Genomic DNA, 20,993 nt, shown 5'->3' on the forward strand with positions numbered 1-20,993 from the left:
TTACACTAGCGGAAAGATGAAATATGTGTCATCAGAGTCAGCAGAATACACGGTGTAGACCTTGGCCGGGGACAATGTCCCTGTTGCTGTGACGCGGACCTCAACAACAATATGTTCTCCTGAATTGATTTCAGCATACACAGGAACCCATCCAAATATTTGCCCGTATTTGATGCCTGGGGTGTCAGAATCTTGAGAAAGCGGTCCATTTACATTTCCTCCATCAAGCAGGGCGACAACTCCAGACAGGCTTGTCAATGCTCCTGAAGAATTGATTTTTTTGATATCAACATCGACATCAGAAACATATGCATAACCATCTGACGGTTTTTCGATTCCAACCCGCACGTTGCAGAAAACATTGCCGTCGATAAGTTCTCCGTTCCATGTGTCGGGGAGTATGAAAGACGGTGCCAACGTGACAGGACGACCTGATACGGTATCGTTAGCCGCTGCAAGCACGTTTTCCGATCCGATTGTCGTTTCAGAGTTCATCAGGATTCTATTCCAGTTCGTCCCGCCGAAACTATACGGCACATTTGTGTATTGTTGTGCTCTGACCTTGTACTTCAGTCTCATATCCATGGTAGGACCTCATGAGTATGTGTATTTTCCAGAAACCCCTCTTGCTGTAGCCTCACCTATCTGTTTCTGCAGGTTCCGCATGCTTGATTCGTTTCTGACAACCACGTTCATGTTGATTTCCACATCTCTCGGTTCCTGCTTGAGAGCCGCAACAAACTCGTCCTTGATCCCCGTGATCAGACTTGTGAGGTTAAAACCTATGTTTGTCGGACTTTGTATCGCTGTGATCCGAGTGGATGTGACCTCCGTGTCAGCAGCAGGGATGGTGGATGTCTGAGAAACCTTGGCTGCGGGAATTCCCATAGACCCATAGACTCCCGAAAGGCCTGCAGCTTTGGCAGCATCCACACCCATGATCTGAGCGTATGATCTTCTTCCGCCCGGGATGATCTCTGCACCTTTTGCAGCTCCGGTCATCTCGTCAACAGCGGCCCGGTGATCCGCTACGACTTGATCCATTTCTTTTTTGACTTCTTCCCTGGCATCCTTAGCAGAGTCCTTGACAGGTTTGAACATGTCCATTGAGACTACTTCAGCATCAATGCCTGCTTTCTGCAGAAGAGGGACAAGGGAGTTGTATCTAGTGATGATCTCATCGAGTGCCCAGACGAGTTTGTCATGGATCCAGGAGTAGACGGCAGAGATTGACTCAAGGGCAAGCCTGAACGACAAGACAAATTTGCCTCCAATATCGTGCGAATCTATGTACTCAAAAACGTAGGCAGCCCCCCTCCTGAGCAGGACAAATGCTCCGTACAGGTCCTGTAGAAGGAGTTTCAACCCATCAAGATCTCCAGTGATCTCAGTTCCTAGGGCATTCTTAACGTCCTTCAATATCCCAAAAACTGCTTTATTGATGCGCTTTTCCGCATCTGTCCAGGGTTGCAGGATCTCCTTCCCTTTATCCATCCAACCCAGGAAAGTTTCAACCCCTTGTCCTGCCTTTTCGAAGTCGATGTTCTGAACAGTATCAAGAACTCCCCCGAGGCCTGTCTTCATGCGATCAAAAAGACTTCCTTCCCGGAACTGTTTCGTAGCTTCATCAAAACCCATGAAGGCAAGTTGCCCTTTATACAGACTGTCCCAAATATTTGACCAAATACCTTTCGCAGATTTTGAAAGGGCTTCCATGCCTCCCATATATTTCTCATCAAAGATACCGGTAATCGCTGTAGTAATTGCCTGCCTGTTGTTTCGGTCAATGACTTTGATAGCCTGTTGCATCTGAGAGTCAGTATAGGTCAGAGCTGTCAGCCCGATCTGCTCCTGTGTTGCACCAAGCATCTCGTAATTGTTTTTCGTAATTTCGATAGCCTTTATCCCGAACTCTTTAAGCCGCTCAAATTCCCCCGTTTGTGCATCCGCGAGAGCTTCGACAGCTGCGTCAAGGGGTTTTGTCAGGGCAGAAGCAGCATTGCCCAGGGAGCGTATAACGGTCTCAAACTCAATCCCGTAAGCCTTCAGCTTCGTCATTGAATCTATCAAGCCTGGGAGCTCAAAGGGCGTTCGTTGTGCGAAGTCGAGAAGCCATTCCATCTTCTGCCCCGCAGTCTCCAGATCACCGTACAGGTTAGTAAGGGTGATCATGTAGGCTTCCATATCGGCTGAACTCTTGACAGTAGCACGAGCCATCAAGGCAATTGCTGCAGTGATTGTAACAGCTACAAGTTGCCAGGCCTTCGCGACAAGAGCTGCTCCCTTCTCCATGGCCTTCGATGACTTGTCCATTTTCTTATCTACGTCACCGATTGACTTCTCGACCTTCTCAAAGCCCGCGATGGCCTTGTCAACTTTTGCCTCGAGTTCGTATATCAGTTTTTCAATTGTTTCATCTGTCATGATGGCCCCCAGAAAGATAGTTTTTTTAAGGAAGTTATTCTATATTCATCTAAATTATATTGGAGAGATGATATGGCGTTCTGTAGAACATGTGGTTCTGAAATTCGCGATGAAGCTGAAATTTGTCCTAAATGTGGTGTGAGGCAACCCATCAAGCGTGCCTCTGGAAAAAGCAAGGTTGTTGCCGGGGTTCTCGCTATATTCCTTGGAGGATTTGGAATCCACAAATTCTATATGGGGAAAGCCGGACAGGGGATTTTGTATCTGTTGTTCTGCTGGACTTTCATTCCCGCACTTCTCGGCCTGCTCGAAGGCCTGATGTATCTGCTCGAATCAGACGAGTCCTTTGAAAGACGTGTGAGCTGATCACCACCTCCTCGAAACGTACCATTCTGCCTGACGGTCTACGAGACAGTTTTTTGCTTCTTGCTCCGGATCAGAAGCTTCGTAGAAAATCCATTTTTTTCCGGGCCCTGCGATCACTCCTTCCGAGATGCTAAGGGCCTGATTACTTGCTACATACAGGCCCGTGCCCAGGACCAGGAAGTTATCAGCTCCGGTGCTCGAATCTGAAGGGGACAGTTCCGAGCAGGTCAAACTATAGACAGTCATCTGAGGGGGTTTTCCAGCTTCAAGGATTACCCAATCAAGGATTGTCGGATACCCATTCAAACAAAAACATACTTCGACCCGGTCTGGCCTTAAAGTCCTCAAGAAAACCCCTATAAGTGAATAGCCCACTGAGAAATTATCGATTAAGGTGTACTCTGCTCCGGACCAGTAGGATACTGAAATCGTGCCCTGATCCTTGTCTATTGCTACCGAGTACAGGCCATTCTTGACCGTGAGGACCTCTCCGACCAGGTGAGCTGCTGAGTGGATCCGGAGGGACCCATCAAAGACCTGGACCTCTCCAACTCCGTCCATACTCCCTGCAGGCATGAAGTTTGCAAAAGATCCGGATGTCTGGGTCAGAGTCCCGTACTCAGAAGATACTTCCCGGGTGGATCCAGAAGTTGCATAGCTACTACCTGCAGGTAGAGTGGTCCAGCTCTGACAGTCTTCCAGGGTAATTCCGAAATCATTCTGAATGACTACAGGAAGAGTTTCAACCCTGCCCCAGTACTCAGAGAGAGGGAGGAAAAGACCGTCTACAGTGAATTCCCGGAAGGCCTTCGTACGTTCCCTGGGATCCACATTGCAGGATTCCACCGAGACGAAACCGTACTTCCCCTGCACATTGTGGACATAGTTCCAGACTGACTTCCTGCGGGCCAGAGCTGCAAGGTCCTCAGCGTACTGGTCAGCTGTCTTTGTTCCGGAAAACTCTTTGAAGAGAGATCCGGACATTTCCAGAGTAACAGGATCTGGCTCAAACTCAGCAATGGTATGAAGGTTTGTTCCAAGGGGGGAGATTATTTCAGTAGACCTCTTGACTGCAGCTGCATTAAAGACTGCCACACATGGCAGGTCGATATCTCCAATTTTCACGTTTTTCCCTCGATGTATCTTGCATATGCGACAAATTTCCTGTACATGACATCCTCTTCCGGCATCTTGTCAAGGAGGTCCTGGGATATCCCCCAGGACTCACAGGTCAGGACATCGTCGAGTTCCTGCGAAATTGGAAACGATTCGCCTCTACTGGCTGCACGGATCGCTCTCCTAGCCTCTGAGAATGTCCACACCGCACCTCTCAGGAATTCTTCGAGGGACAGCTCGTCTCGTTCGTTTCCTCCGGTGTCTCTCTCCGGGAGGGAGAACCTGTACCGGAGGTACCAAAAAAATCCGCAGCTGTCCCTCCAAGAGTTGAGATGCATCTCTTCAGGAGAGCCTGGAATTCGTCCTCGCTTGCTTCCTCCTCGTAGGCGAGCATTTTCTGCAGGTTCCAGGATGTTGCCAGCATTATTGTCTGATATTCTCCAAGGCCATCCTGCATCCTTAGGAACTCGGACATTAAATCCTGATCATTTTCAAACATCAGTTTTAGGATAGAGTCCATTTTCTCTTCCTGTTCATCTTCCTTTTTTGTTGCAGTTCTCTTCTTTTTCTCAGCGATAAATTTCTGAAATCCAGGAAGGCCAAGTTTCATCATCATCCAGTCTTCGGTGATTCTGGAAACACGTTTTACTGAACCATGAGATGGTTTCTCACGCAGAGGGATTTCACTCACGTTCATGCTACCACCAGCCTTGCAGCCTCAGCATCGTTCTGCAGGTTCATTCCTATCAGTTCGGCAGGAGCAGCCTTCACGCCTGGGGCATTTGTCCATGCAATGGAACTTATAGTATACGTTTTCCCATCAAGGGTGAACGCCAGTGTGTGGTCATTGTCTCCGGTGAGGACCTCATCTGACAGATACATGGACGTGAGTGTGCAGCCCAGGTCGACGGAGATCTCCCTGCCTGTATAGTTCCAGGATGAGATCTTTGAGGCCCATGATGCGGAGCCATCCCGAACAGCTTCGATATTGTTCTTGACACCGAATTTTAGTGAGTCTACGATTCCGCCGATTGCACTCATGGCTGCAGTATCATACAGGATGCTTGTGACATCGCCCAGCTGCATAGGAGCTTCTGAAACCGCGCTCGCGTGGGAGCTGGTTCCAATGTAGTCAGACCCCCAGTCGGTCCTTTCCATCCCCATGAATTCAAGTGTCAGTTCTCCTACACTTTTGCGATCCTTGAAGTTGACCTCGTGGTTTGTGAGGATACAGCCCTTGACGACACAGAATTCTGTCCCAATCATAGCTCCGATACTGACCGGATGGGGGGTAGTTCCGGGAGTGTACGTACTGGTCGTTGATCCCATGACCACATAAGGAATCAGGTCCATGCCGGTGACCTTCAGAGTCACCTTAACTGTGTGTTCTTTTTCTACTGTTTTTCTTGTGACACCACAACTGAGTGGATCTGAATCTGTCGGTCCCTTCATGATTTTGTAGGTGTCAAACTCGGCTCCTCCGTCGATTTCAAAGTCAATCAGTTCCCCTGGGAAAGCTTTCATTGTTGGGTTGTTAGGGGTAGTCCCAAGGGTTGCTTCGTCAACATATTCTATCCATTTCACTTTACGCTGGTCTATTTGGTCCGCCATGGTTTCACCTCATGAGTGGTAGATTTTCACAGAAAGAACAAGATCGGTAATGCCCTCCACAGATGTCCCTAAGCTCCGCATGGAGGAAATGTCTCCTTCCAGGTCGAAGATCCGGACATTTTCTGGCAAAGGATCTATCCAGGTTTCAATTGCAGAAACGGTCTGACCTGCAAGAGCTTCTGCCAGGATCACGCCTGGAATGCCATGAGTAGTCCCGGCCAAGACATGAACTGTCAGGGTTGCCTGATAGTACAGTACCCCTTCAACAACATCGACATAATGCGGGATGTCGTCTAGGGAAATGTTGAGAGTGATAGAAGGGTAAGATGTCAGTTTCTGGTTTGACCAGATCTTCGATGCAGTGACTGTCGTTTCTCCGATTGTCACCTGAGCAGGAATAGCTTTGAAAACTTCTTTCTTTTGTGGGTCGGAAATTATTCGGGACAAAAGTGAGGGTCCTCCTCTGGAGTCTGAGAATGTGGGTGCTCCACAGGGGAGGGTTTGAGGAGGCAGTATTTAAAGGAAAGTCGAATCGACTCCAACCCCTGAAGAAACACCAGCTGCTGGAGATATCCAGGAAGCAAATGAAACTGAAGAACCCGGGGAGAGCAAAAATACGACTCCCCTTCTTAGTCTTGGAATCGTACTCGGTGCTCTCGGGATGGTAGGGATTATTCTAAAAAGTATGAAGAAGGAGTAATCACTTCGCTGCCTTTGCGAAGATCTTCTTCAACCCTTTTCTATTTTCTTCCAAGGCACTCCGCATGAAGGACCTTTCCGGAATGTTGCCCTCTGGATACCCCCACTCATGCACAAGAGCTATGTAAGCTCTTTTCTCTTTTCCATCAAAGACACCAACTTCAGCCCTCATTCCATACACTTTGTGGTCGATTTGCTGAAGCAGGTAGCCCTTATCAAAGAGTACTCGAGAAGATCCTTTCCTCCGGATCGTTGCTTCCTTGAGAGGAGGTGCTAACTGATCGAGAGAGATCTTCTCAGAGATCTTTGCTTCAAGAAAAAGGCTTGCCTGTTGGATACCCCGTTCACCTTTCCCTTTCAAGGTAGCTTTCCGGATCTCCAGCCTGGAAAGCACTTTTTCAGAATTTGACGAGAATTTTATCATGACATCCACAGTTCCCAGAGCCACCGAACCAGAAAGCCTATGATGAGGCATGCACCAAGAATATACGCTCTCCATTTCTCCAGGCTCGAAACTCTACATTCAAGATCTTCTAAGATTTTGTTTTGTGTTTTTGTCGTGGCCTCAACAGACTGAAACTTTACATCAATCAGTTTTTCCAGGCCATCGAACCGAGAATCAAGATACTCCTTCAAACTGACATCAGGAGGAATCGGAGGGAACATGGTATCGCTGCTCAAGCGGACAGCTCCTCCCGAAGTGCCTTCACGTCAGGAGAATTCGCAAGGTTCTTAATATCTACAAGGAGATCTTTAGCTTCCGTTGTGTCAATTTCACCGTCATTTTCAATGTATTTGTCAATCTTTGATGCGATCGCATAGATCATGCCCATGATGTTCAGGACCGTTTTTGCCTTTACCCTGAGGTTTGACAGCTGACGAGCATATTCAAGCAGTTCTGGAGCAGCTTTCCTGAGCTTTACTACGAGAACGCCAAGAAGAGGGAGGAGAACGGCGTTCATAATATATGATGCGGTTTCGGCATTAAGATCCATGGTTTTTTCACCAGTTGGAAGTTTTCAGCCGAGCATATAAAGGAAAGTTCAGCTTCTAACCAGTCCAGTTCCCCGGTCTTTGATGGCCTGAGGTTCAAACCGTGAGCTTGCCGAGAGCAATTTCATATGCTCTTCCTGGCAGGCTTTGCAACAATAAGGAAGCTCAAATCTTTCGTATCTCAAAAAAAAGTCTAAAAAGAACTGTCGTTTCTGTTTTTTAGTAATCCAGAATAACTCATTACAGTTAGGATTTGTGCAGCTGACTTGGACAAGATCTTCAGTCATCTAAGACTCCATTAAGAAATGCGTTTTGTGTGACTTCAGAAATTGAAAAACTAACCGTGAAAATTCCTGAGATGTTTGATTGTTCCGGGGGAGAACACTTTGTGCTTGCTGTCTCTATAAGGAGGGAGAATCGCTTCTGTTGACAGCGTGAACGTTCGGGGCAGTCCGTGGTGCAGATATCTCCTAGTTTGTTGTAGCCGAGATAGCACAGCCGCTTCATTTTCAATCCTTGTTTTAGTGGACGCCACTATAGAACGCCACACTTGTCATATCAAAGTTAGAACTTTTTTTATATATATCTATTCCTGTTTTTTTACAATCGTTTAAGCAGATACGTTTTTCTAGCTTCCCCGGAATACTTCGCAATCAAGGAAGCTTCATACATCAGTTGTTCAATAACCCAATCGGTCAAGCTGTTATTATATTCAGTTACACGAATAATGTCGCCAACAGTTACACTGTCAGATGTAGCAAATTTTCGTACACCCTGCTCCACGAGAGCTGCATCAAGAATAGAGAGTTCCTGCTGTGTCAGGTCTGAGATGTGACCCGAAATTGTGACAGGTTCAGCTTCAGAAGCGGGAGTAATCTCTCCTGACGACTGGTCAACTGTTTCCTCAGTAATTATGATTTTTTGAATTGTTCGTGGGTAATCGAATATTTCAAACAGTCAGATCACCTGTAGAAAGTCTTGTTTGGAGGATCCGTGAAAGTCAATTCGGAGGGATGGGCAGTTCCTGGCAGCCTCAGAGATGAGATCAGAGACTCTGCATCCTTCCTGTAGGTTTCCAGACTCTTTCCATTCGAGAACTTGATCTTTGCACCGTTCTCAGTGATCTCCTCGATTGCTCCGTCAATCAATCCTCTATCAGATGATGCAAGACGATCTATGACAAGATAGAGAACCGCCTTATCTGCCAGGCGTGCAGCTGCACTTGAGAATGAGCTTCGATGGGTTTTCAGTTTCAGGATATCGGTTTCATCCTCAATCATCCCTGAAATGATGGAATCAGTGTAGCCTGCATCGAGAGTGGTTTGCAGTTCAGCTTCAATGGATTCTTTTGTGACAGCCATGTTTCAACATCTGCCATGTTTGTGATACTTTTTATGATGCCTATCATTCCGTCTGTTGTCATATTTTTTATGATGTTTATCCCAATCTTTCTGGTCTTTATCTTCAGGTTCAGTGGGGGTTACCACTGGTTCTTCAGGTTCAATTTCAGGTTCTTCAGGTTCAATTTCAGGTTCTTCAGGTTCAATTTCAGGTTCTTCAGGTTCAATCACTTCAGGCTCTTCAGGCTTGTCTTCAACTGGAGTTTCTTCCTGGTATTCACCTAGATCCAGATTGCCGTCAATAGTGAAGGATTCTCCATATGCAACGAACTTAAAAGGAGTCTGAAGATTTACATTTCCACTGTTGAGGACGTTTTTATATCCCTGATCTCTGTTTACGTCCCCAAGTCCCTCCTGCTTTAATTTTGAATCCCTGAGCGAAATTAGTTTCTGGAGATATGCGTTTTCATCGGCTCCCTGTTTTGGGGTTGTGCCTGCATTCTTTATGATTCTTTCTGCCCCGTCAACTCCATGCCTGACACACATATCATAGATGAAAGCTTTAGTAAGTGCATTTTTTGCACCTATAGAATCTGCAATTTTCATTGCAGGATTATAGTAGAGCTCATCCAGTTTGTCCATCTGAGCTGTCTTGAAAAGAGGGTCATTACAGTTCTGTACATCTTTTATAAATCCTGATAATCCTTCAGTGCTTGGATTTCCGTCTCCACCTGCTGCATTGTGCCTTCCTGCATCTATCGTATCCAGAGCTGGAATATATTTTGCCAGGGTATTATCCGGATTTAACTCCATGTAATGATGGATTAGTATATTTCCATCATAAGTCCCGGTACAAAAACCTATACATCCGAACGTGATACCGCGACCGTCTCCTATGTTTTCGGCGTAATTAAACTGTAACTCAGTGTCGCTATTTTCCAGAGTTGTTGTCATCTGAATTATAGCGCCTTTTTCACTTGCGGCTGCTGGTGTTGCTAAGAGCATTACTAAGAAAAGGAATACTGACAGTGTTTTTAACATCGTTTTTAGCTCCGTTTTCATTGTGTTTGTGCCATTAAAGTGTCGCCAGCCAGTCGAATGATATGTCAGCGCCTGCTGTGCTGTCGATTGATATCGTGAACATCGTGCTGGTTTTTGCCGAGACGTGGTATTGCTTCCCGGCAGTCGATGTAGTTGGTGACAGTATGACATTTGCTGGTTCTCTTGGCATACCATGTGTCACGTTTACGCTTGTCTGACCGGCTGTGATTTTTGCTGACCCGAATCGCTTGCTGTAGTCTACAGGTACTCTGCTGTACACGTCAATTACTTCAGAGAATGTTGCAACACGTAGCTTCTTTGAAACCACGTACTGAACCATCAATTCGAAATCCTCTACGGTCGGTGAGCCAGCCATCGACGGTGTATGCGTGTAATAAATGAGCCAACCGCCGCGTTTTATCACTTCATCAACGGCTGTCTGCCACGCCGCAACGGAGGCGGGTGCGTATCTGAAGAGGTACGGATATGGTAATTCCGGAATTGGGTTTATCCGCTGGATAGTAGATGGGAAATACATATGATTCCTGAGAGCATCGAACCCTTCTGTGCTCATCTGACCCGTATAGCATAAAAGTAGGAATCTAGCCCCGTCAGTGAATCCGTTTGAGACAAGGAAGTCCTGTCCTGCAAACGCCTGATCTTCGCACGAGGCCGCTGAGTTATAGGACAGAGCGCGGTGGTTCCATGTGTGATTTATGATCTCATGACCACAGTCGTGTGCATCTCTCAGGTCAGCTAAAGACATGAAGTTTGAAGGGATTGACATCCCAGGATTGAAGCCCCACACACCTGACAGGCCGTACTTTCTGAGCACTGCCCCGTAGGTGTCCCATGCTTCTTTCCAGCAGTCATCGAACGAGAAGCTAATAATGGGCATCGAATTATGTGTGTACCACACCCTGTCAACGTATGCGTTCCCGTTCGTGGACAGAAACTGCAATCCGAGCCTATTTACTCTTGCTTCATTGAAAGCGCCTGAAGTGTCATACCAGGCAGACGGCTGACCTGGATGGAACGTAAGATGCATCCATCTACCGGCGATTGCGTTATTGGTCAGCCGCATTTCATCTCCAGTCCTATTAGTGATTGAGTCAGTCATGAAAGTTGCTTTCAGGGTGGTACTGCCGGTTGGTACTTCATCGAACTTTACAAGTACGTGAAGTATACACCGTCTGAAATCCACTGCTTCAGGGAATTGAAACTCTGATCTGGCGCTATTGTACGCCATTTTGAGAGACTTTCCATTTGTAAGATATGTCCCCTCAACAGTCGAGTATGATGCATTTGAGCCGAGCTGCCAGCCAGTATCACAGTTTGATAGCAGTAACTGCTCAGAATTCTGATTCATCGGAGAATATGCTGGTACCACATTGAGTATGTTCGGGAACTTGCGGTTTACAATTGTGTTTCCATAACACCGACCAACCTGTTTTACATACGCCCCGTTTATTGTGGCGGGTGCATTGTCAGCTGCCACGGACACGTTTGTCATATACGTGTCAATACGGGAGTTCGATACATTTGTTAACAGTATAACGGTCCTGTATCCTGGAGACTGGTTTGTTGCGTTACCGTCGAGTCTCCCGCCTGTTATTGATATACCGGTTGCATCTGTTGCAGCAAACATTACTGCACCATCAGCAACAACATCTAACGTTATACTTCCGTCAAGTTCGATGTTAGTATTTGATGGAACTGTGATTGGATCAAATGATGATTTTACAAATGACCCCATCAATTTTACCGTGCGAGTGCCCGTGGCTGGCAATGCTTCTATCGCAGCGATAATTTCTTCCTGGTCATCTACTCCATCACAAACATAATCTGCCTGAATCTTCGACTTCGCAGAACAATCTGCTCCAGCTATAACAATAGTAGCAGAGCGAGTTATTTTATGAGATGCTGATAGATTTGAATTGCGAACTGTTGAAAACACATCATCCATTTGTGCAGCCGGGATTGGTCCAGCGTGAGTTCCTGTCATCGTATAGCCTCCAGTGTATAGCCATCAGAAGAGACGTAGAAATAATCATCAGAAGAAACGTAGAATACTTTTTGAAAATCGTAAATTTGTAAGACCTTTGTAATTGAACCTGGTAGTGAACTATCCAAGAAGTCTGGGATTAGATCAGCGTTTGAATCCTGCGTGAGATTTGCATACAAAAAGTTCCTTCCGTAGATTATTCCGTTTCCCGGATACAGAACAAGCTGAGTAATCGTCCCTGACGCATCTACTATACACTGAAAATTTTTAGGGCGTTTCGTGAAAATGAAAACATCTACTTCCGAACCTGCCGGATCGAAGCAGGCAATCCAGGGGTAGATTAGATTATGAAGCCCTGTGTTGATGTCTGTATCATCCGTGAACGAGTGAATCCCTTCAGTGAGAGCTCTTCCCTCGGTGAGTGTATATTCATTGTATCTGGGGAGAACACCTGTGGTTCCAGAGGACATGACGAGGACTTTTCCAGATACATGAATGGTTACTGTATCCCCCACAACCCTCAACCGTTTCAGCGCAGGATGTCGCACGGCATCACCTGACAATATTTAGAACTACTTTCAATGTGGCAGGGTTCACCGTGTCGCCGTTGAACCCTTCAATTTTCACGAAAGGCAGTCCGCCCTCAACAATCATCTTTCCTGAAGTTGCTCCTGTTCCCAGAGTCATTGTTCTGATTACATCGCCGTTGTCGTTTTCGTCTGCATAGCCGAGGACATTGATTGTTACTGAAGAACTGTTTCCGGTGTAAGAGCCTGTCAGCCAGAAGTATTCTGCACCGTCTACGTTGACGAAACCGTTTTCAGGTTTTGTTACGGTTCCAGATGCTTCTATTTCAGTACCGTTGTCACCGAAAGGATACTTCCTGTTTCTTGTATCACTGTCACCCATTTTCCCACCTCAAAAAAAAGAAAAAGAGAATTCCGATTATGAGGTCGGGACGCAAGCTATGCAGTAGCGCCAGTTACCATAGCCGATGTTGAAACGAGCATCAACGCCCATCTTGATCACGCCGGAATTGAACCAGTCATCAGAGACAGAGCCAGTTCCACCCAGGGTGATGAAACGTGGAGCTCTCCTTGTCTGGTAGATCAGGGGTTTTGTGGGTCTGTTACAACAGGCAAAATACCAGCTGTCAACGTCGGTGATGAATGGATTGACGATTACTGTGTACTTGCCCCTGTGAACGTTGATTGTAGGTGCGCTGTCAGTTCCGGATGCGACGTACCTGGCGATCTCCGTAGCTCCGATGAGTTCCAGAGAGGTTTTTTCGAGCTCTGGAGGTACGATAAGAGTGTCACCCACAATTCCCATAGGCTTGCCCTTGTCATCCTTGTAGCGGAGCATTGTTGCTCTGACGGTCGCCAGGTTGTCAGATGTCAGTTCCAGGGTAAGGTCATTTGACTGAGTTCCGGATGCACCTTCAGAGTGGTCAGTGTCGAAGAAGTACTGCCCATCGTAGCACTCAGCAGAAACCCCGCCAACCAGGACTTCCATTGCTCTTTCGCCTGGGAACCTGCGAGCCTCGTTTGCAAGATCCCTGATTGCCAGCATGATCTGTCCGGTCTGGTCGTCCTCAATTGCTTCCTCTGTGATGGCAATAGAAGCTTCATATTTCTTGTTGAGGATTTCGAAACCGTATTCCTTGATGAGTTTCGGCAGACGCTCGTCAATCCACTCTCTCATTTTGGGAGTAGCTCCGAGCATGGCATAGACTTCCTTGCTCTTGGTAGATGGCACTTCTGTGCAGAGACTCTTCCAAGTTTCGTCAATCTGTCCTTCCCGGAATTCCTTGTTGAAGGTCGTCCTTGCAGCGTTGACGATGTGGTACGGGAAATCAGATGGTGTATTGACGCCCATTAGCAGTACCCTCCTATATCGATGAAGATTTTTCCGGTGTTTTCAAACTTGGCTGCTTTCCCTACCTGAGTTGCATCAGTTGAGGTCTTTGTGACGGTCTGATTGTCAAGAGCGTACACGGCAGCACCTACGTCAGTGATTGCAGCACTGCCCAGGATGAACTCGTGAATGCCTTTCCTGGCACATCTGATGACTTTGTCCCCAGCTGAACCTCCTGTATTGTCAACTGCTTCTAGGCTGACTCCACAGAAGATCAGGTTGGCAGCTTTGGTCATTGAAGTTGCGTAGCCGCTGGCGAGCTGCACCATGACACCCTTCGGGATCTTGGTATCTGCAGCAACAGGGGAAGCAACGATCTCTCCAGGTCTGGAGAGAGTTTCGATGTCAGAAGTTGTAGCGGTCATTCTTCAAGTCCTCCATACTTCTCAAGGTCTTCAGGAGTGATCCCAGCAGCAGTGTAGACGTCCTTCCCGGCTTCGTAGGTACTCTTGACCTTTCCACCGCCACCGCTGCCGCCTCCGCCTCCACCGCCCGTTCCGATGTGGGAAGCGACAGTTGCTTTCATTGCAGCTGCGGTTGCTCGGATGATTCCAGCAGACGGTTTTTCGCTCAGGAACTCATCAAGCTCCTTTTCCTTGCCCTTCATGAAGCTGGAGAGTTCCTTGACTGCCTCATTGTACTCACTGGCTTCCTTCTGTCTTTTGTCGTGGCTTTCGAGAGCTATCTTGACAGCTTTCTCGACAGTAGACTCTATGGTCTTGTCCTTCGCGATGAGGTCCTCTCTGAGCTTTGCATTCTCGCTTTTGAGAGTCTCTATTGTGGATTTGAGTTCGTCAATTGTGGGTTCGTTTTCTGGCGTTTTTTCGCCTCCTGTTTTGTATTGTGGATACTTTGATGCAAGAGTCGCAGCCATCATGGAGCCGGTAGAGGGTCTGACCCCTACGCCCATCTCAGGAGTGGCAGCTGGTTTGTATGGATAGCTCACCAGAGTAGCCCCTGTGCCGTATCCTTTCTTGATCTTTCTTCCTTCCATTTCGAGGGGAACGCATTCCTGCGAAACCCCTTCGTAGAAATCTGAATTGATAAGGTCGAGAGTTTTCTGTGGCAGGTCGTTGAATGTAGCCCAGACCAGCTTTGTTTCGGGATCATACTCCAGGTCGGAGATTCGTGCTTTGTTGAGCAGATGGTTGTTGTTCTCATGGTTGATCGAGACCAGCCCACCCTCCCACGTCCTGAAGTCCTTGCTCAGGAACTCCTCGGTCAGAATAGCCTCATCACCAAACATGTCGTAGGCGGATTGTCCAGCAACGGCTATTGCCATGCGGATACCTCCACCGTCAGTTTGTTTGGAAGTGTATTTTAGAGGGGTTGTGATGAAAGGGGATGCTGTCAGCCGATCGCACCTCCAAAAATAATTGTCATGAGGGAGAGTTTCAGGAGGTGGTATTTAAAGGAAAGTCCAAAGTGTTGAATAACATTAATGACGTACAATATGGTATGTGCCCTCGCACTGACACGAAAGACAAGATCAGAAAGGATGTGCAGGAGTATCATTCACTTGGGTATGACGATTCTAAAATTGCTGGATAAAAAAATAAAACGTAACGGTGGTTTCGTGGCAACGTTAACATTAATCGAACATAGCAATTGAGAAAACACCGAGGAGCATATGACTACTTTAGAACTCCGTCCAGGCACTTTCCAACAGTCTACATTCACAAAAGTCGGCTACGATCAACACTACGACTCGATTTTCTTGAATTCTGGAGCTTACAAAGTCACAATTCCTCTGAAACTGAATTCCGGGACTGCAATAACGAAAGATCCGGATGTCGAGCCTGCAACAATAACGCTGGCATCTGCCGTAACTGAAACTGTTTTCCCCTCGATGACTCCTATTTTTGGGCAGGCAAAAACGACCATCCAAGACATCCTTCTTGAAAACATTACATTCGATGGGAACGCAGCAGCACAAACTGTTACGTGGGGCAAGGGATTTCATAATCTCGTAGGTATCCTCCGCGGGAAAAATATCGTAATTCGGGGGTGCACAGCGGGCAACTCTCAGGGAGACATAGCCAGGCTTATTGACTGTGAGGATATAGAATTTTACGAAAACACTGTGTTGGGGGGCGGACATGACGGTCTATACGTCGAACGCAGTACGGGAGTTGAAGCATGGAAAAATAAAATTTACGCCCGTGTCAATAGCGGTCTACGTTCCAAAGGAAGCAAAGGAGTATACTTCCACGACAACGATATCCAGCGTTCGCCTGCTTACAATCCATCAACGGGCCCCTTGATCCAAGTCGAAAACTCCCGAGCAAATGAAACGACGTCAGATGTCGTCATTGAAAATAATTATCTTGCATATGCTAGAGGTCCTGGGATTTGGGCAGCAGGACACTCCACAATCGCTCTAGATGCTGCAAAGGATCTCGTCATCAAGGGCAATACAATAGTGGACTGTGGTCAAATGCCTGTATCCATCGAGGCTGTTGCAAAAGTCTGCGGAATATCGGTTGACGGTTGGGACCAAGTCAGAATAGAAAACAACCTGATTGACGGAAATTTTGGTGGTGGGATACACTTTTCCCCGTATCTAACTACCTCAGCCGGGACAGGATACCGGGCAACTGTCAAGGGGAACACCATTTGCAACACAAAAAAGAATCTGAAAGGGTCAGGTGGTGCGGCAATCGCAAACGCAGGAAAGTACATCCTCGAAATTGACGGCAACAGGTACTATGGCAATATCTCTGATGGACTGACAGGGACCAATCCCCTATTTGATCCCTGTGAGCCGGAAATACCTGATACCGTAGGGGACGGGGAGCCTGTCGGAAGATCTGCGTTTGTTTTTTTGTCCTGCCCGGCTGATCAGATTCAGGCTGTCCGAAATGCAGTACCTGAAAAAAGAATTTTTGTGAGGGAATAACATGATTGAAAACCGTCTACGTGAAGCCTCTTCAGAGGCTGTATATCCGGACCCTACCTTTCTTGACGTGGGAGGGATGAATAACGCAAGATACAGGGATGTAATAGTGTTTGACCTGAGCGAATATACCGGGGCGGGTATTCAGAAAGCAGTTCTGTCTCTCTACTGGTATTATCCTGAAGGAAGTACCAGACCTCAAGATACTGTAATTGAGGTTTATAGACCTGCTTCTGCCTGGAACTCAAACTATGTAAGCTGGACTAAGAGAGACAAAGGGGTTGCGTGGAATAACGCAGGAGGAGACTGGTATGACAAAAACGGTGTCTTGCAGGGCAGTACCCCCTATGCTACACTTACCCTTAAAGGCAGCACTCTTCCTGACAACAGGTATTACGAGCTCGATGTAACTGATCTCGTGAAAGAGTATATTGGTGGCAAATATGAAAATACAGGATTCCTTATCAAGGCCAGGACTGAAAACGATAATTATATTGCATTCTACAGTTCCAAAGCCGGGGATGAAAGTCAGAAACCAAGGATCGACGTGACCGTGCAGACCGGACAACCAGCCACCGAACCTGATGTATACCTGATTATCCCATGCTACTCTGAGGAGGATGCTGAAGCAGCCAAGGCAAGAATATTAGAGATCGTGCCCGAAGTTGAGATATATACGAAGTTGAGTTAATTATCTTTTTTCCTTTTTGTGTTAATATTTGCAGGCCTGCAGTTGACCTGCAGGTAGTTTTTGTTTATATACTTCCCTAAGCTCTTCCTAATCTCTTTGGACAAAATGACATCCATAGACGTTTTCACAAAAAGGACGACACAAGGACATTGAGAAGAGAAATGAGTCAACGATGTGAACAAGAAGTGGCTCTTTATCCAAAGCGGTTGGAGAAAATAGGGAGGTAGTGAAGAAGTTTAAGGAGAGTGAAATTACTACTTTTTTAAACGTGCTCAAACTGAGTCCCGTGATCCCCAGGATAAGGCTTTTTGTGATCGTTGTCGCCTCTCCAGATCTCATCAGGAATGCCTTCAGGGAAAGCATCGCATTCATGAATTCCCCGACCTTTCCATAGAAAATGCTTGCAATATGAGCAGACAGGACTATAGATGATTTCTGCGTCAGAGGAGTCATCTAAAACGAATTCTTCTTCAGCCGTGATTACCACTCCATTCGTTTATAGTCAAGTCCGAGATCCCTTGAGACACGCTCCCATACCATATGATTATGGAGCATGTTCCACTCTTCATTCGATAGTTCTCCAGAGATAACTCGAGGAGTCAACTCTGCATATACTTCATCATCGTACTTGCTATATAAAGGTTTTATTTTTTTATCAAAGTACTTCTTATTCCACCCGGATTCTCCTGGTTTCATCGAGTAAATGTACTTTTTTCCACAGGCGCGGGCTTCAACCACTCTATAAGTCGATGCAAGTTGAATGTCTGGCAGGGAGAAAGATGTGCCACGTGGATGGTTGTGAGTGAAGCTATTACCCTTAATCTTTTCAAGTTCTTCAGCATTGAACGATACTGAACTTTTCTTTCCCTTTTTTGAGAAGATGATATCTCCTTTATTATCAAGAACTATGGCAGTTTCAAAGTCATTATCCTTAATAACCTTCTCATGCTCCCTAAATATCTCCTCAAAATCGGTCTTCTTCTTTTCTTGAGTTTTCTTTTCCTGTTTCTTCTCTTCCTTCTTCTTTTCAGTCTTGGTTTCGGTCTTGTTGGTCTCTGTCTTCTTCTTTGTATCTGAGGGATCATTGAAAGCCCACTTTCCCTTTTCTTCATCGTAGTACAGCCCAGCTTTCTCCTTCTGCTTCTCATACTCTTCCTGAGGAGTATCCAGATCAGGATCATTAAAAAAGACAATAGCTCGATGTCGGCAATTCGGTTCATGAAGCAGGGACAGTCCCATGTCTGATTCAGGAGTGCCATAGGTGAAATGCTCTCCCACGAGTGCGGAATGATCAGGTCTGCTGCGTTCGTCTACCGGACCAACGAACCTCCACATGTTCTGTCCTTCTTCCTGATATGCAGCTGCTCTTCCCTCTTCGTATGCTCCGTGTGTAGAGGTCCTGGCGAGCATCTCCGCATAGGAGTCTACCGTGGTTGTATACGCTCTTGTGATCTCTCTTTCCACTTTTCTGAGGGATCTGTCCTTCGTTACCTCAATTACCGTTCTGGTCTGGCCTGTCCGGTCAATGGTGACAGTTTCTGAGCCTCCCCAGATATCCTCTGCATACTTCAAGATCTCATCTTTAAGATCCTGTTGTGGACCGCCCTTCCTGATGATCTCCCGGGCTTTGTCCTTCAGCTGTTCTCCGGCTGCCTCATTGAACTCTGCAATGTATCCGAAATACTCAACTGACAGCTTTTCTATGGTCTGCTTCTGGACCTCAGTAAGTTCTGCAGAAGAGCTCTTGAAGAAACTCTTCTTCTGTTCTCCTGCCTGCAGGCCTGCGACAAATCCTGCCGAGATTTCGATAGTCAGAGCTGCTACTTGCGCTGCATTGATGCTCTTGACCTGCCTGTCAATGTTCTTGTCCAGGACCTCGAGATCAATTGCCAAGAAGATCCCCTGCCGCTTTCCTGGCTGCTTCGTATGCATCTCTCAGCTTCTTTGAGAGAGTGTCTCCATCTGATCCGGAGGGATCTGTCTCGGCTGTGCTCCTACCTGCAGAGGTACTCCTGCCCATATTGAAGGCAGGTATTGTTTGAGTAGGTGCAGCTGCAGTCTGACCATAATTGTCCAGCCCTAGCATACCATATCCTCTTTCGTCTGCGAGTGCCTGGACATCCTCTTTTGAAGCTCCTACCCTCGAGAGAGTCTCAAGTTCCTGAGCTTTCTTCAGACCTGCTTCTGCCTGCTCGAGTGCGTCCTTGACGTCTGGGGTGATGAGGAGGAATTCTGCCTGCAGGTCCTTGAAAGAATATGTATCCGAATCTGGTTCTTCATCTTCTTCTGATTCGACTTCCACTATCCAGGTCATGCCCTCGAATCTTTCCCGGATCAGCTGATCAGCCACAGCTTGGTAATCTCTTCTGGCGCCGGCATTAACTGAGTTGAAGAACTGCAGGATAGTTCTGGAGGTTGCCAGCTCTGAACCGTTGGCACTGATAAGAGCTAGGGGAAAACCGAAGGCCTGACCTATTTCGTTGTTGAGCAGATTATTAAGAATGTCAATTAGTTTGTACGAGACGTCTCGCCCAGACTCGACAACTTTGATTTCCATGTCCGGACCAGAGGCATACGCGCTGCCGTCCCTAAGTGCATTTATAATGTCCCTAATAGCTCGTTTGATTGCTGCTTTCCAGGCGTTGTAATCTGCTGCCAGAGCGTTGTACATCTCCGGATCGTTCTCTTTTTCCGCCTCAGATGGCTTTTGAGGCACGCTTGGCACCAGTCTCTTAGTTCCATCGTTGTCAGTGACCTCCAAGAGCTTCCCGGAAACCACATGAATGAACGGGCTGAGCACTCTGAAAATAAGATTAGGACTGTTGACCAAGAGCAGCCTCTTAAGCCAAATGGCCAGGATCACACTGTCTATAGGTGCAGGATCTCCGGGATTCACCCTATGCATGGCAATGATACGGTCTGCACTGTCCACTCTCAAGTTCTGCTTGTTCTGGATCTTGTGTTTCTGTGCAACCCGGTTGAAGATCTCTAAGGCCTTTTCATCTTCGAACTCTTTCTGAATGTACGGAAGGCCTTCTGGAATGAACCAGCAGTCCACAGTAACGGTAGGAGAGTCTTTGGTCCAGCTGTCTGGAACATCAATGTGCTGATGATAAGCTACTATATTACTATCCCAGGGATCCTCATATGTCTGGATGCTGCTTGGCTCCAGTCTGACCAGTTTTGCCAGCCTCTCGGACCCTGGCACATAGTCTCTGCGACGGTAGCTGTGACCTGTCCGGATCAGAAGGTCAGGAGCGTCTTCCCTGAAGGCCTCCATCAAAGCGATTTCGTCAAGGTAGCTGGAGATATCCTTGATTGCCTGAGCAAAACGCTTGTTATCGGCAGTCATGATATCATAGTCCTGCAGCAGGACGTTTTTCAGGAAAGGAACGATTGTGCCCTTGATCAGAGGGTCCACGTCATAGCTGTCCTTGCGGAGGGCAGGATCTGCTACTGGAATCTTATTCTTTGTGTTCTTGAGCCAGTCAAGCATTCGAGAGTAATTTTCATATTCGTTGGACCCTACCTTGCCGAGGGTAGCGCCAACAGATGGGAGTTGAGATTTTTTAGAAGGAATTGCAGATTTGAAGAATGAGAAAAGTTTCATGTTGCGACTTTTGGAGGTCGCATATAAAAAGGAAAGTCGAAATTACTTCTTCGGAGGAACACCCGTTCCACCTTGAGGAGGATTGTCCAGGTCAAGATTCCCATACGGTTGATACCCTTGTCCTGGATAATGAGGAGGAATATTTTCCCAATACCTGCAGTACGTCTTCTTCCCTTCTTGATGCTTTGCAGGATGTACCTTCCACTTGCTACAATACCCGTCACTGTTCATTCTTCTGCATGTGCTGCATCTTCTCCAGAAGAGAAGCCAGTATTTGATTTGTC

At 46.9% G+C, this 20,993-nt stretch carries 26 protein-coding genes and 1 pseudogene; 4 read left to right on the forward strand and 23 right to left on the reverse strand.

Annotated features, from left to right (window positions below; translation table 11 throughout):
- Positions 1–585: a hypothetical protein gene (locus MSHOH_RS07680; RefSeq protein WP_048138654.1), complete on the reverse strand. Its 585-nt coding sequence runs from the start codon at positions 583–585 to the stop codon at positions 1–3.
- A 9-nt stretch (positions 586–594) separates the two neighbouring features.
- Positions 595–2,424, reverse strand: coding sequence for a hypothetical protein (locus tag MSHOH_RS22045; protein WP_052730761.1), 1,830 nt, complete (start codon positions 2,422–2,424; stop codon positions 595–597).
- Between the two features lie 72 nt (positions 2,425–2,496).
- On the opposite strand from MSHOH_RS22045, the gene MSHOH_RS07690 reads away from it, so the two are divergent.
- Positions 2,497–2,790: a zinc-ribbon domain and TM2 domain-containing protein gene (locus MSHOH_RS07690; RefSeq protein WP_048138656.1), complete on the forward strand. Its 294-nt coding sequence runs from the start codon at positions 2,497–2,499 to the stop codon at positions 2,788–2,790.
- Here the strand turns inward: MSHOH_RS07690 and MSHOH_RS07695 are convergent, their stop codons facing one another.
- From MSHOH_RS07695 to MSHOH_RS07785, 18 genes are all read right to left on the reverse strand, one after another.
- Positions 2,791–3,915 (reverse strand): hypothetical protein, encoded by a 1,125-nt coding sequence (locus tag MSHOH_RS07695; RefSeq protein WP_048138657.1) that lies wholly within the window; start codon positions 3,913–3,915, stop codon positions 2,791–2,793.
- The gene (locus MSHOH_RS07700) at positions 3,912–4,112 is read right to left on the reverse strand and encodes a hypothetical protein (protein ID WP_048138659.1); all 201 of its coding nucleotides are present in this window, start codon (positions 4,110–4,112) and stop codon (positions 3,912–3,914) included. Before MSHOH_RS07700 ends, MSHOH_RS07695 begins: the two co-directional genes overlap by 4 nt.
- 8 nt (positions 4,113–4,120) lie before the next feature.
- Positions 4,121–4,603 carry a hypothetical protein gene (locus MSHOH_RS07705; protein WP_048138661.1) on the reverse strand — a complete coding sequence of 161 codons (483 nt, stop codon included), beginning with the start codon at positions 4,601–4,603 and terminating at the stop codon, positions 4,121–4,123.
- Positions 4,600–5,517: a hypothetical protein gene (locus MSHOH_RS07710; protein ID WP_048138663.1), complete on the reverse strand. Its 918-nt coding sequence runs from the start codon at positions 5,515–5,517 to the stop codon at positions 4,600–4,602. The genes MSHOH_RS07705 and MSHOH_RS07710 overlap by 4 nt, the downstream gene beginning before the upstream one ends.
- A 9-nt stretch (positions 5,518–5,526) precedes the next feature.
- Complete coding sequence (locus MSHOH_RS07715; protein ID WP_048138665.1) at positions 5,527–5,964, reverse strand: hypothetical protein; 438 nt, start codon at positions 5,962–5,964, stop codon at positions 5,527–5,529.
- Positions 5,965–6,217: 253 nt separating this feature from the next.
- Positions 6,218–6,640 (reverse strand): phage virion morphogenesis protein, encoded by a 423-nt coding sequence (locus tag MSHOH_RS07725; RefSeq protein ID WP_048138668.1) that lies wholly within the window; start codon positions 6,638–6,640, stop codon positions 6,218–6,220.
- A complete protein-coding gene (locus MSHOH_RS07730; protein ID WP_048138670.1) occupies positions 6,637–6,897 on the reverse strand; it encodes a hypothetical protein in 261 nt (86 codons plus the stop codon). The genes MSHOH_RS07725 and MSHOH_RS07730 overlap by 4 nt, the downstream gene beginning before the upstream one ends.
- Positions 6,894–7,211, reverse strand: coding sequence for a hypothetical protein (locus MSHOH_RS07735; protein WP_048138672.1), 318 nt, complete (start codon positions 7,209–7,211; stop codon positions 6,894–6,896). Before MSHOH_RS07735 ends, MSHOH_RS07730 begins: the two co-directional genes overlap by 4 nt.
- Before the next feature lie 48 nt (positions 7,212–7,259).
- Positions 7,260–7,394, reverse strand: coding sequence for a hypothetical protein (locus MSHOH_RS25575; RefSeq protein WP_275425560.1), 135 nt, complete (start codon positions 7,392–7,394; stop codon positions 7,260–7,262).
- A gap of 94 nt (positions 7,395–7,488) precedes the next feature.
- A complete protein-coding gene (locus tag MSHOH_RS23560) occupies positions 7,489–7,716 on the reverse strand; it encodes a hypothetical protein (protein WP_158024078.1) in 228 nt (75 codons plus the stop codon).
- A 455-nt stretch (positions 7,717–8,171) separates the two neighbouring features.
- Complete coding sequence (locus MSHOH_RS07750; RefSeq protein WP_048138677.1) at positions 8,172–8,570, reverse strand: hypothetical protein; 399 nt, start codon at positions 8,568–8,570, stop codon at positions 8,172–8,174.
- Positions 8,571–8,573: 3 nt separating this feature from the next.
- A complete protein-coding gene (locus tag MSHOH_RS07755; RefSeq protein ID WP_204245402.1) occupies positions 8,574–9,590 on the reverse strand; it encodes a chitosanase in 1,017 nt (338 codons plus the stop codon).
- A gap of 34 nt (positions 9,591–9,624) precedes the next feature.
- The gene (locus MSHOH_RS07760) at positions 9,625–11,595 is read right to left on the reverse strand and encodes a polysaccharide deacetylase family protein (RefSeq protein ID WP_048138678.1); all 1,971 of its coding nucleotides are present in this window, start codon (positions 11,593–11,595) and stop codon (positions 9,625–9,627) included.
- On the reverse strand, positions 11,592–12,143 hold the full coding sequence (locus tag MSHOH_RS07765; protein ID WP_158024079.1) for a hypothetical protein: 552 nt from the start codon (positions 12,141–12,143) through the stop codon (positions 11,592–11,594). Before MSHOH_RS07765 ends, MSHOH_RS07760 begins: the two co-directional genes overlap by 4 nt.
- Before the next feature lie 4 nt (positions 12,144–12,147).
- Positions 12,148–12,504, reverse strand: a complete 357-nt coding sequence (locus MSHOH_RS07770; protein WP_048138680.1) for a hypothetical protein — start codon at positions 12,502–12,504, stop codon at positions 12,148–12,150.
- Positions 12,505–12,540: 36 nt separating this feature from the next.
- Positions 12,541–13,473 carry a Mu-like prophage major head subunit gpT family protein gene (locus tag MSHOH_RS07775; protein ID WP_048138682.1) on the reverse strand — a complete coding sequence of 311 codons (933 nt, stop codon included), beginning with the start codon at positions 13,471–13,473 and terminating at the stop codon, positions 12,541–12,543.
- Positions 13,473–13,877 (reverse strand): hypothetical protein, encoded by a 405-nt coding sequence (locus MSHOH_RS22050; RefSeq protein WP_052730762.1) that lies wholly within the window; start codon positions 13,875–13,877, stop codon positions 13,473–13,475. The genes MSHOH_RS07775 and MSHOH_RS22050 overlap by 1 nt, the downstream gene beginning before the upstream one ends.
- Positions 13,874–14,758 carry a hypothetical protein gene (locus tag MSHOH_RS07785; protein ID WP_158024080.1) on the reverse strand — a complete coding sequence of 295 codons (885 nt, stop codon included), beginning with the start codon at positions 14,756–14,758 and terminating at the stop codon, positions 13,874–13,876. The genes MSHOH_RS22050 and MSHOH_RS07785 overlap by 4 nt, the downstream gene beginning before the upstream one ends.
- Before the next feature lie 384 nt (positions 14,759–15,142).
- Between MSHOH_RS07785 and MSHOH_RS07795 the strand changes: the two genes are divergently transcribed.
- Positions 15,143–16,411: a right-handed parallel beta-helix repeat-containing protein gene (locus MSHOH_RS07795; protein ID WP_048138688.1), complete on the forward strand. Its 1,269-nt coding sequence runs from the start codon at positions 15,143–15,145 to the stop codon at positions 16,409–16,411.
- 7 nt (positions 16,412–16,418) lie between these two features.
- Positions 16,419–17,099: pseudogene (locus tag MSHOH_RS07800) on the forward strand (disaggregatase related repeat-containing protein); the annotation flags it as partial.
- A gap of 262 nt (positions 17,100–17,361) precedes the next feature.
- On the opposite strand, the gene MSHOH_RS07805 reads toward MSHOH_RS07800, so the two are convergent.
- Genes MSHOH_RS07805 through MSHOH_RS07815 form a run of 3 tightly spaced genes read right to left on the reverse strand, consistent with a single transcriptional unit; the run spans position 17,362 to position 20,709 of the window.
- Positions 17,362–17,586: a hypothetical protein gene (locus tag MSHOH_RS07805; RefSeq protein WP_048138692.1), complete on the reverse strand. Its 225-nt coding sequence runs from the start codon at positions 17,584–17,586 to the stop codon at positions 17,362–17,364.
- Positions 17,580–18,992 (reverse strand): phage minor head protein, encoded by a 1,413-nt coding sequence (locus MSHOH_RS07810; protein ID WP_048138694.1) that lies wholly within the window; start codon positions 18,990–18,992, stop codon positions 17,580–17,582. The genes MSHOH_RS07805 and MSHOH_RS07810 overlap by 7 nt, the downstream gene beginning before the upstream one ends.
- Positions 18,982–20,709 carry a hypothetical protein gene (locus MSHOH_RS07815; protein WP_048138696.1) on the reverse strand — a complete coding sequence of 576 codons (1,728 nt, stop codon included), beginning with the start codon at positions 20,707–20,709 and terminating at the stop codon, positions 18,982–18,984. Before MSHOH_RS07815 ends, MSHOH_RS07810 begins: the two co-directional genes overlap by 11 nt.
- Between MSHOH_RS07815 and MSHOH_RS23565 the strand changes: the two genes are divergently transcribed.
- The gene (locus MSHOH_RS23565; RefSeq protein WP_158024081.1) at positions 20,694–20,987 is read left to right on the forward strand and encodes a hypothetical protein; all 294 of its coding nucleotides are present in this window, start codon (positions 20,694–20,696) and stop codon (positions 20,985–20,987) included. The genes MSHOH_RS07815 and MSHOH_RS23565 overlap by 16 nt on opposite strands.
- Positions 20,988–20,993 lie beyond the last annotated feature (6 nt).

Source organism: Methanosarcina horonobensis HB-1 = JCM 15518, assembly GCF_000970285.1.
Taxonomy (GTDB): Archaea; Halobacteriota; Methanosarcinia; order Methanosarcinales; family Methanosarcinaceae; genus Methanosarcina; species Methanosarcina horonobensis.

Excerpts from the sequence above, each read along its gene's own strand:
- MSHOH_RS07795 (WP_048138688.1), top strand. The coding sequence starts at position 15,143 with ATGACTACTTTAGAACTCCGTCCAGGCACTTTCCAACAGTCTACATTC.
- MSHOH_RS22050 (WP_052730762.1), bottom strand. The coding sequence starts at position 13,877 with ATGACCGCTACAACTTCTGACATCGAAACTCTCTCCAGACCTGGAGAG.
- MSHOH_RS07725 (WP_048138668.1), bottom strand. The coding sequence starts at position 6,640 with ATGATAAAATTCTCGTCAAATTCTGAAAAAGTGCTTTCCAGGCTGGAG.
- MSHOH_RS07770 (WP_048138680.1), bottom strand. The coding sequence starts at position 12,504 with ATGGGTGACAGTGATACAAGAAACAGGAAGTATCCTTTCGGTGACAAC.
- MSHOH_RS07760 (WP_048138678.1), bottom strand. The coding sequence starts at position 11,595 with ATGACAGGAACTCACGCTGGACCAATCCCGGCTGCACAAATGGATGAT.
- MSHOH_RS22045 (WP_052730761.1), bottom strand. The coding sequence starts at position 2,424 with ATGACAGATGAAACAATTGAAAAACTGATATACGAACTCGAGGCAAAA.
- MSHOH_RS07680 (WP_048138654.1), bottom strand. The coding sequence starts at position 585 with ATGGATATGAGACTGAAGTACAAGGTCAGAGCACAACAATACACAAAT.
- MSHOH_RS07785 (WP_158024080.1), bottom strand. The coding sequence starts at position 14,758 with ATGTTTGGTGATGAGGCTATTCTGACCGAGGAGTTCCTGAGCAAGGAC.
- MSHOH_RS07775 (WP_048138682.1), bottom strand. The coding sequence starts at position 13,473 with ATGGGCGTCAATACACCATCTGATTTCCCGTACCACATCGTCAACGCT.
- MSHOH_RS07735 (WP_048138672.1), bottom strand. The coding sequence starts at position 7,211 with ATGGATCTTAATGCCGAAACCGCATCATATATTATGAACGCCGTTCTC.
- MSHOH_RS23560 (WP_158024078.1), bottom strand. The coding sequence starts at position 7,716 with ATGAAGCGGCTGTGCTATCTCGGCTACAACAAACTAGGAGATATCTGC.
- MSHOH_RS07705 (WP_048138661.1), bottom strand. The coding sequence starts at position 4,603 with ATGAACGTGAGTGAAATCCCTCTGCGTGAGAAACCATCTCATGGTTCA.
- MSHOH_RS07815 (WP_048138696.1), bottom strand. The coding sequence starts at position 20,709 with ATGAAACTTTTCTCATTCTTCAAATCTGCAATTCCTTCTAAAAAATCT.
- MSHOH_RS07690 (WP_048138656.1), top strand. The coding sequence starts at position 2,497 with ATGGCGTTCTGTAGAACATGTGGTTCTGAAATTCGCGATGAAGCTGAA.
- MSHOH_RS07755 (WP_204245402.1), bottom strand. The coding sequence starts at position 9,590 with ATGTTAAAAACACTGTCAGTATTCCTTTTCTTAGTAATGCTCTTAGCA.
- MSHOH_RS07750 (WP_048138677.1), bottom strand. The coding sequence starts at position 8,570 with ATGGCTGTCACAAAAGAATCCATTGAAGCTGAACTGCAAACCACTCTC.
- MSHOH_RS23565 (WP_158024081.1), top strand. The coding sequence starts at position 20,694 with ATGAGAAAAGTTTCATGTTGCGACTTTTGGAGGTCGCATATAAAAAGG.
- MSHOH_RS07710 (WP_048138663.1), bottom strand. The coding sequence starts at position 5,517 with ATGGCGGACCAAATAGACCAGCGTAAAGTGAAATGGATAGAATATGTT.